Source organism: Citrobacter sp. CF971 (genome assembly GCF_006385635.1).
GTDB classification, from domain to species: Bacteria; Pseudomonadota; Gammaproteobacteria; order Enterobacterales; family Enterobacteriaceae; genus Citrobacter; species Citrobacter freundii.
Window position 1 is genome coordinate 4,061,079 of sequence record NZ_CP041051.1, and the last position, 15,009, is coordinate 4,076,087.

Sequence of the window (15,009 nt, forward strand, 5' to 3'; positions counted from 1 at the left end):
TTCCTCATAACCCTGCTTTCAAACTTGCTTCGATAAATTGATCCAGGCTGCCATCCAGCACCGCCTGCGTGTTACGGGTTTCAACCCCGGTACGCAGATCTTTGATGCGGGAGTCATCAAGGACATAAGAACGAATCTGGCTACCCCAGCCGATATCTGACTTGGTGTCTTCCATCGCCTGTTTCTCGGCATTCTTCTTCTGCATTTCCAGTTCATAAAGCTTCGCTTTCATCTGCTTCATGGCCTGGTCTTTGTTCTTGTGCTGGGAACGGTCGTTCTGACACTGCGTCACAATCCCGGTCGGGATGTGGGTAATACGCACCGCAGATTCCGTACGGTTAACGTGCTGACCGCCTGCACCGGAGGCACGGTAAACGTCGATACGCAGGTCCGCCGGGTTGATATCGATATCAATATCATCGTCAACTTCCGGATAAACAAACGCCGAACTGAACGACGTATGGCGACGTCCGCCGGAGTCGAACGGACTCTTACGTACCAGACGGTGTACGCCGGTTTCAGTACGCAGCCAACCGTACGCATATTCACCAGCAATTCTGATGGTCACGGATTTAATACCCGCTACTTCACCTTCAGACTCTTCAATGATTTCAGTCTTAAAGCCGCGCGCTTCAGCCCAACGCAGATACATGCGCATCAGCATGCTTGCCCAGTCCTGCGCTTCCGTACCGCCAGAACCTGCCTGAATATCGAGATAGCAATCCGCGCTGTCATATTCACCGGAGAACATACGACGAAATTCCAGCTGGGCCAGCTTATCTTCCAGCGTATCGAGTTCTGCTACGGCTTCGTTAAAGGTTTCTTCGTCGTCGGCTTCTACAGCCAGTTCCAGCAGGCCGGAGACATCTTCCAGGCCCTGGCTCATCTGATCGAGCGTATCAACGATGGCCTCAAGGGAGGAACGCTCTTTGCCCAGCGCCTGAGCGCGTTCGGGTTCGTTCCACACGTCCGGCTGTTCCAGCTCGGCGTTTACTTCTTCCAGACGCTCTTTCTTGGCATCATAGTCAAAGATACCCCCTAAGAACGTCAGAGCGCTCCGTGAGGTCCTGAATGCGGTTATTTACCGGATTAATTTCAAACATTGTCTGATTTCTTTTATTGGACTAGTCAAAATGCGGTGATAAGAGCGGGATTGTAACTAATCCACGCCCTTTTTTATAGCGATTAGTGACGCTAAAGTGGCCAGATATTGTCGATTATAATCTGCAAGCTGCGGTTGCCGCGAAACTCGTTAATATCCAGTTTGTAGGCAAGCTGAACTTCGCGCACGCCGTTGTCCGGCCAGCAGGTGGTATCGACATTAAACGCAATACCGTCCAGCAGCGGACCACCGCCCACGGGCTCGACCATCACCTTCAGATGACGCTCACCGACCAGACGCTGCTGGAGCAAACGGAAATGCCCGTCAAACAGCGGTTCCGGGAACATTTGCCCCCACGGTCCGGCATCGCGCAGCATTTGTGCGATCTCCATGGTCATCTCCGCCGCGCTCAGTGGGCCATCCGACACCACTTCACCTTGCAGTAAGGCAGGATCCAGCCACTCGGTTACCAGCTCGCCAAAACGCTGCTGGAAACGCTCAAACTGCGCCTCTTCAAGCGATAAACCCGCCGCCATGGCGTGACCGCCAAACTTGAGGATCATGCCCGGATAAAGGGTGTCCAGGCGCTCCAGCGCATCGCGCATGTGCAGCCCCTGAATCGAACGCCCGGATCCTTTGAGAGTACCGTCACCTGCCGGGGCAAACGCTATCACTGGACGATGGAATCGCTCTTTAATACGCGATGCCAGAATCCCCACAACGCCCTGATGCCACTCGGGATGATACATTGCCAGGCCGCCCGGTAGCGTATCGCTACTGCGTTCCAGCTTTTCACACAAGGTCAGTGCTTCGGCCTGCATACCCTGCTCGATCTCTTTGCGCGTCTGGTTGAGCGCATCCAGCTCATTGGCCAGCACACGCGCTTCGCCAATGTTGTCGCACAGCAACAGCGCCACACCAACGGACATATCGTCCAGACGGCCCGCCGCATTCAGCCGTGGCCCGAGGGCAAAACCTAAATCACTGGCTGCCAGCTTTAGGGGGTCGCGATTGGAAATCTCCAGCAGCGCTTTAATACCAGGGCGACACTTTCCGGCGCGGATACGGCTTAAGCCTTGCCACGTCAGAATACGGTTATTGGCATCCAGCGGGACCACGTCCGCCACCGTGCCAAGTGCAACCAGATCGAGCAAATCTGCCAGGTTCGGCGGTGCAATGCCGCGTTCATCAAACCAGCCTTTGTCACGCAGGAAAGTACGCAGCGCCAGCATCAGATAGAAGGCTACACCAACGCCTGCCAGCGATTTCGACGGGAACTCACAGTCGGGCAGATTAGGATTGATGATTGCCTCTGCGCCCGGCAGCGTATCCCCTGGCAGGTGGTGATCGGTCACAACGACCGGGATCCCCAACGTTCTGGCATGTTCGACACCCGCGTGAGACGAGATGCCGTTGTCTACGGTGACAATCAGCTGAGCGCCCCGGGCATGGGCCTGATCAACGACTTCCGGGCTTAAACCATAACCGTCTTCAAAACGATTTGGCACCAGGTAGTCAACGTTACTGCAGCCCAACGCGCGCATCGCCAGGATGCTTAGCGCCGTGCTGGTCGCACCATCAGCGTCAAAATCGCCGACAACGATGATTCGGGTTCCTTCGCGAAAGGCGTTGTAGAGGATCTCAACCGCTTTTTCGACGCCGTTCAAATGTTGCCACGGCAGCATGCCTTTCACGCTACGCTCAAGCTCCTGCGCGCTACGTACACCACGGCTGGCGTATAAACGGCGCAGCAGTGGCGGCAAGTCGGCAGGTAGCTCGGCGGTCTCGTCGGCCTCACGCCGACGAAGTTGTATCTGTTGTTTCACGCGAATTATTTACCGCTGGTTTGTTTTGCATGTGCGTCGAGGAATTCTTTCATCTCTTTCGGGCCCTGATAGCCAGGTACGACATAGCCATTGCTCAGCACAATCGCCGGTGTACCGCTGACGCCAAACTGTACGCCCAGCGCATAGTGGTTAGCGATATCCACATCACAGGTCGCCGCTTTTACACCCTTGCCAGTCATCGCGTCGTCAAAGGCTTTGTTTTTGTCCTTAGCACACCAGATAGACTTCATGTCCTGCTCAGCCTGGCTGTCCAGCCCCTGACGTGGGAAGGCCAGATAACGTACGGTGATCCCCAACGCATTGTAATCTTTCATCTCTTCATGCAGCTTGTGGCAGTAACCACAAGTGATGTCGGTGAAAACAGTAATGACGTGTTTTTCCTGCGGCGCTTTGTAGATGATCATCTCTTTTTCCAGCGCGTTCAGATGCTTCATCAGCAGTTGGTTGGTGACGTTCACCGGACTTGCGCCGCTCACGTCATACATCGGTCCCTGAATAATATGTTTACCGTCTTCAGTTACGTACAGCACGCCGCTATTGGTCAGTACGGTTTTCATGCCCACAACCGGAGCAGGTTGAATCTCGGTGCTCTGCACACCCAGCTTTGCTAATGACTGGCGAATTGCAGCGTCGTCTGCATGTACCATGCCGGAAAACGCCGTCGCCAGCAGGGTGAACATCATAAAACGTTTTTTCATAGCCTATCCTATCCTGTCCTGTCAGCACTCACGCTCGCGGGTGATGCTGTTGATGTAGTTGCCGCAAGCGCTCCGTTGCGACATGAGTATAAATTTGCGTTGTCGAGAGATCGCTATGCCCCAGTAGCATCTGCACCACGCGCAGATCTGCGCCATGGTTGAGCAGATGCGTGGCAAATGCGTGCCGCAGGACGTGCGGTGACAGCTTTTCGCTGTCGATTCCCGCCAACACAGCATAGTGTTTGATACGATGCCAGAAGGTCTGACGGGTCATCTGTTGCGCCCGCTGACTAGGAAACAGCACATCAATCGATACGCCGTTGAGCAACCATGGACGCCCATGCTCCAGGTATGTTTCCAGCCAGTACACTGCCTCCTCTCCCAACGGGACAAGGCGCTCTTTGTTACCTTTACCGATCACCCGTACCACGCCCTGACGCAGGCTGACGTCACTCATCGTCAGTCCTACCAGTTCAGACACGCGCAGACCCGTTGCATACAACACTTCCAACATGGCTTTGTCGCGTAGCTCCAGCGGTTGATCGATAAGCGGCGCCTGCAGCAGTCGTTCTACCTGCGCTTCGCTGAGATCTTTGGGCAGACGCTGCGGAAGTTTAGGTGATGCAAGCGAGGCGCTGGGGTCATCTTCGCGATATTTTTCGCGGTACAGATGCTGAAAAAAACGTCGCGTCGCACTGAGCAAACGTGCAGAACTGGTGGCTTTATACCCTCCATCCATCCGCTCAGCCAGCAAGGCTTGCAGATCATCACTTTGCGCGGTCGCAAGCGAAGCGCCGCGGTGATGTAACCATTCCACAAGCATGGTCAGATCGCGACGATACGCACTTAATGTGTTTTCCGCCAGATTTCGTTCCAGCCACAGGGCATCAAGAAACTGCTCGATGCGCGCCAGATCCTGTTCCACTCGCGCCCCTTATTCCACTCTCATTTTTGATGCATTATGCCTCATTGTGCCGGGATTGCGGCGATTCTGTTACACTACCCGCAACGCTACAGCAGAATTGAGATGTTTACGTCATGAACATGGGTCTTTTTTACGGTTCCAGCACCTGCTACACCGAAATGGCAGCAGAAAAAATCCGCGATATCCTGGGTCCCGAACTGGTGACACTGCACAACCTCAAAGACGATTCCCCGACCCTAATGGAGCAGTATGACGTGCTCATTTTGGGCATCCCAACCTGGGATTTCGGTGAAATTCAGGAGGACTGGGAAGCGGTCTGGGAGCAACTGGACGACCTCAACCTGGAAGGAAAGATTGTCGCGCTTTACGGTATGGGTGATCAGTTGGGATACGGTGAATGGTTCCTGGATGCGCTGGGTATGTTGCACGATAAACTGATCACCAAAGGTGTAAAGTTTGTCGGCTACTGGCCCACCGAAGGCTACGAATTCACCAGCGATAAACCCGTCATTGCCGATGGGCAGCTGTTTGTTGGTTTGGCGCTGGATGAAACGAACCAGTACGATCTCAGCGATGAACGCATTCAGGCCTGGTGCGAGCAAATTCTTGGCGAAATGGCCGAGCACTGGTCCTGAATTTCTGCCGACTGACGGCTAAGGTCGCAACCTTACCGTCAGTACTACTTCTGCTTCGCCTTTTGCAGCATCAACCGCCGTAAATCCCGCCACTCTGCATCATCCATACTGTCTGCCGCCAGCCACAAATGTTGACGTTTTCCGGCATCAGAGCGCAAACGCAGCATCATGCCTGTTTTAACCATCCAGGGGGCGCTAACGATAGACCACTCTTGCCCTTGCCAGCGCAGACGGCCATCCATCAACAGCCGAATCTCACCCTGACAGGCGTTGATTCGACGCTGACTGCGAACGCTATCGAATACCACCAGAGAGAGCAAAACCAGCCATAATGGGGTGTAGCTCAATGGCCAGGGCATCAATAAAATAAACACCGCGACCAGCCCATGAATTAGCAGTGAAAGCCACTGCGCGCGCCATGATACGCGTAAATCAGATTGCCACTGGACCACGTTCCCGATTCCGTGTCTGGATAAGTCGCACCATCTGCTCCAGCTCAGCATCAGCTGGTTTCCCATGATTCATCAACCAGTTAAATAAATCTGGATCATCACATTCTAGCAGACGGATAAAGATACGTTTTTCTTCGTCACTTAAGCTGTCATATTCATGTTCGAAAAACGGCATGATCGAGATGTCCAGCTCGCGCATACCGCGGCGGCATGCCCAATGAATACGTGCTTTGTTGTTAATATCCATGTTCTTCTCCCTGTCTCGCGAAAACGAAGTATCCCGCTATTGTAACGTGTTTTTCCCGCTCTTTTACGGGAATATCAGTAAACTGAAGCTCGCTCGCTAAATAAAACCTTATTAAGCCAAAGGATTCACCATTTTTTGATGTTTCCTCGCAAAGCGCAATATATGGCACAAATAGCCTGTTTAAACCGCTTGCAATGGGCCATAGCTCTTTTACCATTAGTCATTATCACTGCGTTAAGCAAATCAGGACATTATTATGGCTTTTACATCTTTTCCTCCTCGCCAGCCTTTCGCGTCAACGCGTTTGCCTCTGACGCTAATGACGCTCGATGACTGGGCGCTCGCCACCATCACCGGTGTCGACAGTGAGAAGTATATTCAGGGTCAGGTCACGGCGGATGTCAGCCAGATGACCGAGCATCAGCACCTGTTAGCTGCACATTGTGACGCCAAAGGTAAAATGTGGAGCAACCTGCGTCTGTTCCGACAGGGTGACGGTTTTGCATGGCTTGAGCGCCGTAGCCTGCGTGATGCGCAGCTCACCGAGCTGAAAAAATACGCGGTCTTCTCGAAGGTGGCGATTGCCCCGGATGACGAGCGTGTCCTGCTGGGCGTAGCGGGATTCCAGGCACGTGCAGCGCTGGCCAATCTCTTTAACGAATTACCGAACAGTGATAAGCAGGTCATTACCGAAGGTGCCTCCACGGTATTGTGGTTCGAACACCCTGCTGAACGTTTTCTGCTGATCGTTGATGCCACCACAGCAGAAACCTTGGTTGAAAAGCTGCGTGGCGAAGCAGAGTTAAATAACAGCCAGCAGTGGCTGGCGCTGGATATCGAAGCGGGTATCCCCGTTATTGATACAGCCAACAGTGCACAGTTTATTCCACAGGCTACCAATCTGCAGGCTTTGGGCGGGATCAGCATTAAAAAAGGCTGCTACACCGGTCAGGAAATGGTTGCTCGTGCAAAATTCCGCGGAGCCAATAAACGCGCCATGTGGACTTTGGCGGGTGCCGCCGGTCGAGTACCGGAAGCTGGCGAAGACCTTGAATTAAAAATGGGCGAGAACTGGCGTCGTACCGGTACCGTACTTGCCGCAGTAAAACTGGCCGATGGTCAGGTACTGGTGCAGGTTGTGATGAATAACGACATGGAGGCCGACAGCGTGTTCCGCGTTCGTGACGACGCAAAAACGCTGCAAATCGTACCGCTGCCGTATTCGTTGGAAGAGTAAATGAATAATGCCTGATTGCGATGCGTCTATCAGGCATGCTGGCTTTTGTTTTGTAGGCCGGGTAAGGCGCTAGCCTCCATCCGGCGTCAGTGATTACGCCTGACCAACGTACAGATAGATCGCCAGGAAGTGGCAAACGCTGCCGCCCAGCACAAAGCCGTGCCAGATCGCATGGTTATAAGGAATACGCTTACAGACGTAGAAAATTACGCCCAGGGAATACACCACACCGCCAACAGCCAGCAACGTCACGCCTCCCGCTTCCAACTTAACCGCCAGTTGATACACCACAATCAGCGATAGCCAGCCCATTGTCAGGTAGGTTACCAGCGACAGAACCTTAAATCGGTGCGCAATGGTCAGTTTGAATAAAATACCGATCAGCGCCAGGCTCCAGATAACAATCATCAGTCCACGTGCCAGCGGCGAATCAAGCCCCACCAGCAGAAATGGCGTGTAGGTCCCGGCAATCAGCAGATAAATCGCACAGTGGTCAAATTTTTTCAGCCAGACTTTCGCTCTCTGATGGGGGATCGCGTGATACAAGGTTGAGGCGAGGAACAGCAGGATCATGCTGCCGCCGTACAGGCTATAGCTGGTAATGGCCATAGCGCTGGCGTTGGTATCTACTGCCTGGACCAGTAATAACACCAGTCCGACAATCCCAAACACCAGCCCGATACCGTGACTGATGCTATTGGCTATTTCCTCTGCCAACGAATATCCCTGCGCGATTAATGGCTTCTGAACCATAAGTTACTCCCCAGAAACGAACACTTTCGTTATTGCGCCTCTAGCGTAACTGAGAATGGTTCCAGTGAACACCTGTTAGCTAAAATAAATATCACATTAATATTAATCCTTTAAAATCATTGTGTTGTAAGTGATTTTTCAACTAACAGATGTTTCTTTAAATCAAAGGCATTTAAAATCAATCACATAAAATTGCGTCTGATTCGGGTAAATCTCGGCAATCACATGTTTAAGTTCTTCAAGCGTCATGTTTTCCTGCTGGGCATGTTTATCCGTTAGCGTATCCAGCGTGACAGTTGAGGTGCCAACAACCTCAATCGTGCAGAAGTAACCGTCATCTTCGAAGCGCCCAACCCGTAAAATGTCCCCGGCTTTGAAGTGTGATTCGGACTCGTCACGAATGGTGATGGTCTTGCGTCCGGCCAGAATGTCATCCTGGAAACGCTGAAAAAAAGTGATGTCATTTGGCTGCATGTTATTATTCCCTGTAGATGAAGTCTGATGAGTGAGTTTTGCCATTGTGAGTATGTTCTCCCACGCTGCCATCGCCAGTCTCAACAATCTTGAGATGCTGGTCTACAACTATGTCATCAAAAACCGTGACAAAGTCATGTACATGACCATTCGCGAACTGGCCGATGCCGTGGGTGTTTCCACTACCACCGTCCTGCGCTTTTGCCGCAAGCTTAAATGTGAGGGTTACTCAGAATTTCGCGTGCGCTTCAAATTATATTTAGAGCAGAATGAACCGCAACAGGCTAATTTCGGTGCCAGCGAAATTATCAGTTTCTTTAAAGGCGTCAATAACGACGAATTCGATAAACTGCTCGATCAGGCTGTTGATATTATATTATCGTCCGAACGTATTATATTCGTCGGAGCGGGAACGTCTGGAGCGCTGGCAAAATATGGCGCACGTTTTTTCTCAAACGTCGGTAAATTCAGTAATCACATTGACGATCCTTATTTCCCGGTCACTAACGACATGGCCAGAAACGCGCTGGCGATCGTGCTTTCCGTATCTGGTGAAACAGAAGAGATCCTGCGCTTTGCCAGCCAGTTCAGTCTGCACAACTGTAAGGTTCTGTCGGTCACCAGCCATGAAAACTCTCGCCTGGCGAAACTCGCCGACTTTAACCTCTCCTGGCATGTTCCACAAACACGTATTGCCGGGGTATACGATATAACCACGCAGATCCCCGTTATTTATATTCTGGAATCACTCGGTCGCAAGCTGGCGAAAAGAATAGCGTAAAAAAACAATCTGTTTTTTTGATGTAACAAATCACATTTACGCTATTTTGTTATATCGTGACATTTATCTTTCCTTTGTTAGACTCAAAATCAGATTGTATTAATTTGAGACTAAGCGCAGATGAAAAAACTTACCTTACCAAACGATTTTTTATGGGGCGGCGCGGTTGCGGCGCACCAGGTTGAAGGCGGCTGGAACAAAGGTGGCAAAGGCCCCAGCATTTGCGACGTACTGACCGGAGGGGCACACGGTGTTCCGCGAGAAATCACTCAGGAAGTTGAGCCCGGTAAGTACTACCCCAACCACGAAGCTGTCGATTTTTACAGTCATTACAAAGAAGACATCAAGCTGTTTGCCGAGATGGGGTTCAAATGCTTCCGTACCTCCATCGCCTGGACCCGTATCTTCCCCAAAGGGGACGAAACCCAACCGAATGAAGAAGGGCTAAAGTTCTACGACGACATGTTCGATGAACTGCTGAAGTACAACATTGAACCAGTCATCACCCTTTCCCACTTTGAAATGCCGCTGCACCTGGTTCAACAGTACGGTAGCTGGACCAATCGTAAAGTCGTCGATTTCTTTGTCCGTTTTGCTGAAGTCGTTTTTGAGCGCTATAAGCACAAGGTCAAATACTGGATGACCTTCAATGAGATCAACAACCAGCGTAACTGGCGCGCGCCGCTGTTTGGCTATTGCTGCTCCGGCGTGGTGTATACCGAGCATGAAAACCCTGAAGAGACTATGTACCAGGTGCTGCATCACCAGTTCGTGGCCAGCGCGCTGGCGGTAAAGGCGGCACGTCGCATCAACCCGGAAATGAAAGTAGGCTGCATGCTGGCGATGGTGCCACTGTACCCGTTCTCCTGTAAGCCTGAAGATGTGATGTTCGCGCAGGAATCGATGCGTGAGCGCTACGTTTTCACTGACGTTCAGCTGCGCGGCTACTATCCATCATATGTACTGAACGAGTGGGAACGCCGCGAATTCAACATCCGAATGGAGGCCGGCGATGAGCAAATCCTGCGTGAAGGCACCTGTGACTATCTCGGATTCAGTTACTACATGACCAACGCGGTAAAAGCGGAAGGTGGCAGCGGCGATGCCATTTCTGGTTTTGAGGGCAGCGTACCGAACCCGCACGTAAAAGCCTCCGACTGGGGCTGGCAGATTGACCCCGTCGGTCTACGCTATGCCTTATGTGAGCTGTATGAACGCTACCAGAAGCCGCTGTTTATCGTTGAAAACGGATTTGGTGCCTACGACAAAGTGGAAGAAGACGGCAGCATCAACGACGACTATCGCATCGACTATCTGCGCGCCCACGTTGAAGAGATGATGAAAGCAGTGACCTATGATGGCGTAGACCTGATGGGCTACACGCCGTGGGGCTGCATCGACTGCGTGTCGTTTACCACCGGTCAGTACAGCAAACGTTACGGCTTTATCTACGTGAACAAACATGACGACGGCACCGGCGATATGTCACGTTCACGGAAGAAGAGTTTTGACTGGTACAAAGAGGTGATTGCCAGCAACGGCGAGAATCTGTAATTTTTTGCCGGATGGCGGCGTAAACGCCTTATCCAGCCTACAGGTTATACTCCCGTAGGCTGGATAAACGCAGCGCTATCCGGCAATTAAATCCCTACTTCCCGCCCGCCAGTTCCAGAAAACTGCCCGTTACGTAAGATGCCTTCTCGCTCAACAGCCAGGTAATTGCCTGCGCGACTTCTTCCGGCTGCCCGCCACGCTGCATAGGCAACAGTGATTTCACGCGATCGACTCTTCCCGGCTCGCCGCCTGATGCGTGCATTTCAGTGTAGATAAGACCTGGTCGCACGCAGTTTACGCGGATCCCTTGTGCCGCAACCTCCAGCGCCAGGCCGGTGGTGAGCGTGTCCACAGCGCCTTTCGAGGCCGCGTAATCAACATATTCGGATGGCGCACCAAGCCGCGATGCCGCCGAAGAGACATTTACAATCGATCCACCCTGACCGCCGTGCTTGAACGACATGCGCTTTACCGCTTCCCGACAGCACAGAAAATAGCCGGTAACGTTGGTTGCCAGTACGCGATTAATTCGTTCGGCGGTTAAGTTTTCGACCGTGCTTTGCTCAAACAAGATCCCGGCATTATTCACCAGGGCAGTCAGTTGCTCGCCTTCACGGTCAATAGACTCAAACATTGCCACCACCTGGCTTTCATCACTGATATCCGCACGCAAAGCAAATGCTTTACCGCCTGCAGCGACGATGTTGTTCACCACCTCGGTTGCCGCACGAATATTGTGATGAAAATTCACGGCGACCGTGTAACCCTCTTGCGCCAGTTGCAGCGCGGTTGCTCGACCAATGCCACGACTGCCGCCCGTCACCAATGCTATAGCCATAACGTTTCTCCCAAAAAATAAAGGCGCCGAAGCGCCTTTAAAAGATAGTTGAATCAGCAGATTACTGATATTCGCTCATCGGTACACAGGAGCAGAACAGGTTACGGTCACCGTAAACGTCATCAAGGCGTTTCACGGTTGGCCAGTATTTGTTCGCCACACCCGCCGGGAAGACGGCGATTTCGCGGCTGTAACCGTGATTCCACTCCGCGACCAGCTCGTTTTGCGTGTGCGGTGAGTTAACCAGCGGGTTATCTTCCAGTGACCATTCACCGGCTTTCACGCGATCGATCTCAGCGCGGATTGCCAGCATCGCATTGATAAAGCGATCCAGTTCCACTTTGCTTTCAGATTCAGTCGGTTCAACCATCAGGGTACCCGCGACCGGGAATGACATAGTCGGCGCATGGAAACCGTAATCGATTAGGCGCTTGGCAATATCCAGTTCGCTGATGCCGGTCTCTTCTTTCAGTGGGCGAATGTCGAGAATACATTCATGCGCCACGCGACCATCGCGACCGGTATACAGTACCGGATAAGCATCTTTCAGACGGCTGGCAATGTAGTTAGCGTTAAGAATCGCCACCTGGCTTGCCTGCTTCAGACCTTCTGCGCCCATCATACGGATGTACATCCAGCTGATTGGCAGAATGGATGCGCTACCGAACGGCGCCGCAGAAACTGCGCCCTGACGGGTCAGCATCCCTTCAATCTGCACTACGCTGTGGCCCGGTACAAACGGCGCCAGATGTGATTTCACGCCGATCGGTCCCATACCTGGGCCGCCGCCGCCGTGCGGAATGCAGAATGTTTTATGCAGGTTGAGGTGCGAGACATCTGCGCCAATAAAGCCCGGCGTGGTGATCCCAACCTGAGCGTTCATGTTCGCGCCATCAAGGTAAACCTGGCCGCCGAACTGGTGCACAACGTCGCACACTTCACGGATCGTTTCTTCATAAACGCCGTGGGTGGATGGGTAGGTCACCATAATGCAAGAAAGGTTGTCGGCATGTTGTTCTGCTTTTGCTCGCAGATCGTCCAGGTCGATGTTGCCGTTCTTATCACAGGCGACAACCACTACCTGCATACCCGCCATCTGTGCAGACGCCGGGTTGGTACCGTGGGCAGAAGCCGGGATCAAGCAGATATCGCGATGACCTTCGTTACGGCTTTCGTGATAATGACGAATCGCCAGCAGACCCGCATACTCGCCCTGCGCGCCGGAGTTCGGCTGCATGCAGACGGCATCATAACCGGTCAGTTTTACCAACCACTCGGAAAGCTGGCCGATCATCTGGTGATAACCTTCAGCCTGCTCTGGCGGGCAGAACGGATGCAGCTCAGCGAATTCAGGCCAGGTGATAGGGATCATCTCGGCAGCGGCGTTGAGCTTCATAGTGCAGGAACCCAGCGGGATCATTGCCTGATTCAGCGCCAGATCTTTACGCTCCAGTGAGTGCATGTAGCGCATCATCTCGGTTTCGCTGTGATAGCGGTTGAACACCGGGTGGCTGAGGATCGCATCGTCACGCAGCATGCTTTCCTGAATAGAACGGCTGTCGAGCGCCACGTCTTTATCCAGCGTATCGATGTTCAGAGCGTGATTGTCGCCCAGCAGAACATTGAACAACTGCACCACGTTTTCACGGGTGGTGGTTTCATCGAGCGTAATACCTACCGCGTTATGGATATCGCTACGCAGGTTGATTTCTGCCGCTTCGGCACGCGCCAGCACTGCGGCCTTATCGGCTACTTCAACGCACAGAGTGTCGAAGTAATGCGCATGACGCAGCTTCAATCCTTTCTGTTGCAGACCGGCTGCCAGGATATCAGTCAGGCGGTGGATGCGATTAGCAATGCGTTTCAGGCCAACCGGACCATGATAAACGGCATACAGGCTGGCGATGTTGGCCAGCAGGACCTGCGAGGTACAAATGTTGGAGTTCGCTTTCTCGCGGCGGATATGCTGCTCACGAGTCTGCATCGCCATGCGCAGTGCGGTATTGCCCGCCGCATCTTTGGAGACGCCGATAATACGGCCTGGCATGGAGCGTTTGAATTCGTCTTTCGCGGCGAAGAATGCCGCGTGTGGGCCACCGTACCCCATCGGTACGCCGAAGCGTTGTGCAGAACCGAAAACGATATCCGCGCCCTGTTTGCCCGGAGCAGTCAGCAGTACCAGCGCCATAAAGTCGGCTGCGACACTGACCACAACTTTACGGGATTTCAGCTCGGTAATCAGTTTGCTGTAGTCATGCACTTCACCGGTGGTGCCAACCTGCTGCAACAGCACGCCAAACACATCCTGGTGATCCAGTGCTTTCGCCGCGTCATCAACAATGACATCAAAACCAAAGGTTTGTGCACGAGTACGCACGACGTCCAGCGTTTGCGGATGAACATCAGCCGCAACGAAGAAGCGGTTGGCGTTTTTCAGTTTGCTGACGCGTTTTGCCATCGCCATCGCTTCAGCCGCCGCGGTGGCTTCATCTAGCAGAGAGGCGGAGGCCATGTCCAGACCGGTCAGATCCAGTGTGACCTGTTGGAAGTTGAGCAGCGCTTCCAGGCGCCCCTGAGAAACTTCTGGCTGATACGGCGTATACGCAGTGTACCAGCCCGGGTTTTCCAGCATGTTGCGCAGGATAACCGGTGGCAACTGCACGGCGGTGTAGCCCATGCCAATGTAGGACGTGAAGCGCTTGTTACGCCCAGCGATGGCTTTTAATTCAGCCAGCGCAGCGTATTCGGTCGCCGCCTCGCCCACCTGCGGCGGGGTTGCGAGCTGAATGTCTTTCGGCACAATCTGGCCGATCAGCGCGTTTAACGACTCGGCGCCAACCGCATTCAGCATCTCTTGCTGCTGTGCGGCGTCCGGTCCGATGTGGCGTTCAATGAAAGCGCCGCTGTTTTCAAGCTGGCTTAACGTCTGTGTCATGGGCGATGGTTCCTGAAACGTGCAGTGAATCGTGATTGTCTCTGTCTACGAGCCCGGCAGCGCTAGCGCTTACCGGGTCTACGCATGCTTTGTAGGCCGGATAAGCGCAGCGCCATCCGGCAAAAGCGTATTTACTCGTCTTCTAACAATGCTTCATATGCGGTCGCATCCAGCAGCGATTCAATTTCGCTTTCATCGCTGGCTTTGATTTTGAAAATCCAGCCGCCCGCATACGGCTCGCTGTTGACCAGTTCCGGGGAGTCGCTGAGCGCGTCGTTAACCGCCACAATCTCACCACCTACTGGCGCATAGATATCGGATGCCGCTTTTACGGACTCCGCAACGGCACAATCATCGCCCGCGCTGACGGTTGCGCCAACTTCTGGCAGGTCAACGAAAACCATGTCACCTAACAGCTCCTGAGCGTGTTCGGTGATACCAACGGTGTAAGAGCCGTCAGCTTCTTTGCGCAGCCATTCGTGTTCTTTGCTGTATTTCAGTTCTGCAGGTACGTTGCTCATCAATCAATCT

General features: G+C 53.0%; 15 protein-coding genes. 4 read left to right on the forward strand and 11 right to left on the reverse strand.

Going from position 1 to position 15,009, the window contains the following annotated elements; translation table 11 throughout:
• Positions 1-4: 4 nt before the first annotated feature.
• The 4 genes from prfB to xerD all read right to left on the reverse strand — a co-directional run bounded on the left by prfB (position 5) and on the right by xerD (position 4,572).
• Positions 5-1,103 (reverse strand): peptide chain release factor 2 gene (gene prfB, locus E6P06_RS23140; protein WP_096878465.1). Its coding sequence is split into 2 segments (ribosomal slippage): positions 5-1,027 and positions 1,029-1,103, totalling 1,098 coding nucleotides; the frame shifts between segments, so codons are not numbered across the junction.
• A gap of 91 nt (positions 1,104-1,194) precedes the next feature.
• Positions 1,195-2,928 carry a single-stranded-DNA-specific exonuclease RecJ gene (recJ, locus tag E6P06_RS23145; RefSeq protein WP_016150943.1) on the reverse strand — a complete coding sequence of 578 codons (1,734 nt, stop codon included), beginning with the start codon at positions 2,926-2,928 and terminating at the stop codon, positions 1,195-1,197.
• Positions 2,929-2,933: 5 nt separating this feature from the next.
• Positions 2,934-3,647: a bifunctional protein-disulfide isomerase/oxidoreductase DsbC gene (dsbC, locus tag E6P06_RS23150; RefSeq protein WP_003026923.1), complete on the reverse strand. Its 714-nt coding sequence runs from the start codon at positions 3,645-3,647 to the stop codon at positions 2,934-2,936.
• A gap of 28 nt (positions 3,648-3,675) precedes the next feature.
• Positions 3,676-4,572, reverse strand: a complete 897-nt coding sequence (gene xerD / locus E6P06_RS23155; protein WP_003026928.1) for a site-specific tyrosine recombinase XerD — start codon at positions 4,570-4,572, stop codon at positions 3,676-3,678.
• A gap of 113 nt (positions 4,573-4,685) precedes the next feature.
• Here xerD and fldB point away from each other — a divergent pair, with 113 nt between their 5' ends.
• Positions 4,686-5,207 carry a flavodoxin FldB gene (gene fldB / locus E6P06_RS23160; RefSeq protein ID WP_003026933.1) on the forward strand — a complete coding sequence of 174 codons (522 nt, stop codon included), beginning with the start codon at positions 4,686-4,688 and terminating at the stop codon, positions 5,205-5,207.
• A gap of 44 nt (positions 5,208-5,251) precedes the next feature.
• Here the strand turns inward: fldB and E6P06_RS23165 are convergent, their stop codons facing one another.
• Both E6P06_RS23165 and sdhE read right to left on the reverse strand, forming a co-directional pair.
• Positions 5,252-5,659 (reverse strand): protein YgfX, encoded by a 408-nt coding sequence (locus E6P06_RS23165; protein WP_003026936.1) that lies wholly within the window; start codon positions 5,657-5,659, stop codon positions 5,252-5,254.
• Positions 5,640-5,906, reverse strand: a complete 267-nt coding sequence (gene sdhE, locus E6P06_RS23170; RefSeq protein WP_003026938.1) for an FAD assembly factor SdhE — start codon at positions 5,904-5,906, stop codon at positions 5,640-5,642. The genes E6P06_RS23165 and sdhE overlap by 20 nt, the downstream gene beginning before the upstream one ends.
• A 256-nt stretch (positions 5,907-6,162) precedes the next feature.
• On the opposite strand from sdhE, the gene ygfZ reads away from it, so the two are divergent.
• A complete protein-coding gene (gene ygfZ, locus E6P06_RS23175; protein ID WP_139935772.1) occupies positions 6,163-7,143 on the forward strand; it encodes a tRNA-modifying protein YgfZ in 981 nt (326 codons plus the stop codon).
• A gap of 93 nt (positions 7,144-7,236) precedes the next feature.
• Here ygfZ and E6P06_RS23180 read toward each other — a convergent pair whose 3' ends face one another.
• Both E6P06_RS23180 and yqfB read right to left on the reverse strand, forming a co-directional pair.
• Positions 7,237-7,896 carry a hemolysin III family protein gene (locus E6P06_RS23180; RefSeq protein WP_096878467.1) on the reverse strand — a complete coding sequence of 220 codons (660 nt, stop codon included), beginning with the start codon at positions 7,894-7,896 and terminating at the stop codon, positions 7,237-7,239.
• A 162-nt stretch (positions 7,897-8,058) separates the two neighbouring features.
• The gene (gene yqfB / locus E6P06_RS23185) at positions 8,059-8,370 is read right to left on the reverse strand and encodes a N(4)-acetylcytidine aminohydrolase (protein ID WP_003026949.1); all 312 of its coding nucleotides are present in this window, start codon (positions 8,368-8,370) and stop codon (positions 8,059-8,061) included.
• A 52-nt stretch (positions 8,371-8,422) separates the two neighbouring features.
• Between yqfB and E6P06_RS23190 the strand changes: the two genes are divergently transcribed.
• Both E6P06_RS23190 and bglA read left to right on the forward strand, forming a co-directional pair.
• Entirely contained in the window at positions 8,423-9,151 is a 729-nt protein-coding gene (locus E6P06_RS23190; RefSeq protein WP_003026952.1) for a MurR/RpiR family transcriptional regulator, read from the forward strand.
• 120 nt (positions 9,152-9,271) lie between these two features.
• Positions 9,272-10,705 carry a 6-phospho-beta-glucosidase BglA gene (gene bglA, locus E6P06_RS23195; protein WP_139935773.1) on the forward strand — a complete coding sequence of 478 codons (1,434 nt, stop codon included), beginning with the start codon at positions 9,272-9,274 and terminating at the stop codon, positions 10,703-10,705.
• 94 nt (positions 10,706-10,799) lie between these two features.
• Here bglA and E6P06_RS23200 read toward each other — a convergent pair whose 3' ends face one another.
• The 3 genes from E6P06_RS23200 to gcvH form a co-directional block, all read right to left on the reverse strand.
• Positions 10,800-11,543: an SDR family oxidoreductase gene (locus tag E6P06_RS23200; protein WP_139935774.1), complete on the reverse strand. Its 744-nt coding sequence runs from the start codon at positions 11,541-11,543 to the stop codon at positions 10,800-10,802.
• A gap of 61 nt (positions 11,544-11,604) precedes the next feature.
• Complete coding sequence (gcvP, locus tag E6P06_RS23205) at positions 11,605-14,478, reverse strand: aminomethyl-transferring glycine dehydrogenase (protein WP_049001572.1); 2,874 nt, start codon at positions 14,476-14,478, stop codon at positions 11,605-11,607.
• A gap of 131 nt (positions 14,479-14,609) precedes the next feature.
• The gene (gene gcvH / locus E6P06_RS23210; protein WP_003026965.1) at positions 14,610-14,999 is read right to left on the reverse strand and encodes a glycine cleavage system protein GcvH; all 390 of its coding nucleotides are present in this window, start codon (positions 14,997-14,999) and stop codon (positions 14,610-14,612) included.
• Positions 15,000-15,009: the final 10 nt, after the last annotated feature.

What these genes read in the sequence shown, in the direction of transcription:
- dsbC (WP_003026923.1), bottom strand. Translation starts at nt 3,647, where the DNA reads ATGAAAAAACGTTTTATGATGTTCACCCTGCTGGCGACGGCGTTTTCC.
- fldB (WP_003026933.1), top strand. Translation starts at nt 4,686, where the DNA reads ATGAACATGGGTCTTTTTTACGGTTCCAGCACCTGCTACACCGAAATG.
- sdhE (WP_003026938.1), bottom strand. Translation starts at nt 5,906, where the DNA reads ATGGATATTAACAACAAAGCACGTATTCATTGGGCATGCCGCCGCGGT.
- ygfZ (WP_139935772.1), top strand. Translation starts at nt 6,163, where the DNA reads ATGGCTTTTACATCTTTTCCTCCTCGCCAGCCTTTCGCGTCAACGCGT.
- E6P06_RS23180 (WP_096878467.1), bottom strand. Translation starts at nt 7,896, where the DNA reads ATGGTTCAGAAGCCATTAATCGCGCAGGGATATTCGTTGGCAGAGGAA.
- yqfB (WP_003026949.1), bottom strand. Translation starts at nt 8,370, where the DNA reads ATGCAGCCAAATGACATCACTTTTTTTCAGCGTTTCCAGGATGACATT.
- E6P06_RS23190 (WP_003026952.1), top strand. Translation starts at nt 8,423, where the DNA reads ATGTTCTCCCACGCTGCCATCGCCAGTCTCAACAATCTTGAGATGCTG.
- bglA (WP_139935773.1), top strand. Translation starts at nt 9,272, where the DNA reads ATGAAAAAACTTACCTTACCAAACGATTTTTTATGGGGCGGCGCGGTT.
- E6P06_RS23200 (WP_139935774.1), bottom strand. Translation starts at nt 11,543, where the DNA reads ATGGCTATAGCATTGGTGACGGGCGGCAGTCGTGGCATTGGTCGAGCA.
- gcvP (WP_049001572.1), bottom strand. Translation starts at nt 14,478, where the DNA reads ATGACACAGACGTTAAGCCAGCTTGAAAACAGCGGCGCTTTCATTGAA.
- gcvH (WP_003026965.1), bottom strand. Translation starts at nt 14,999, where the DNA reads ATGAGCAACGTACCTGCAGAACTGAAATACAGCAAAGAACACGAATGG.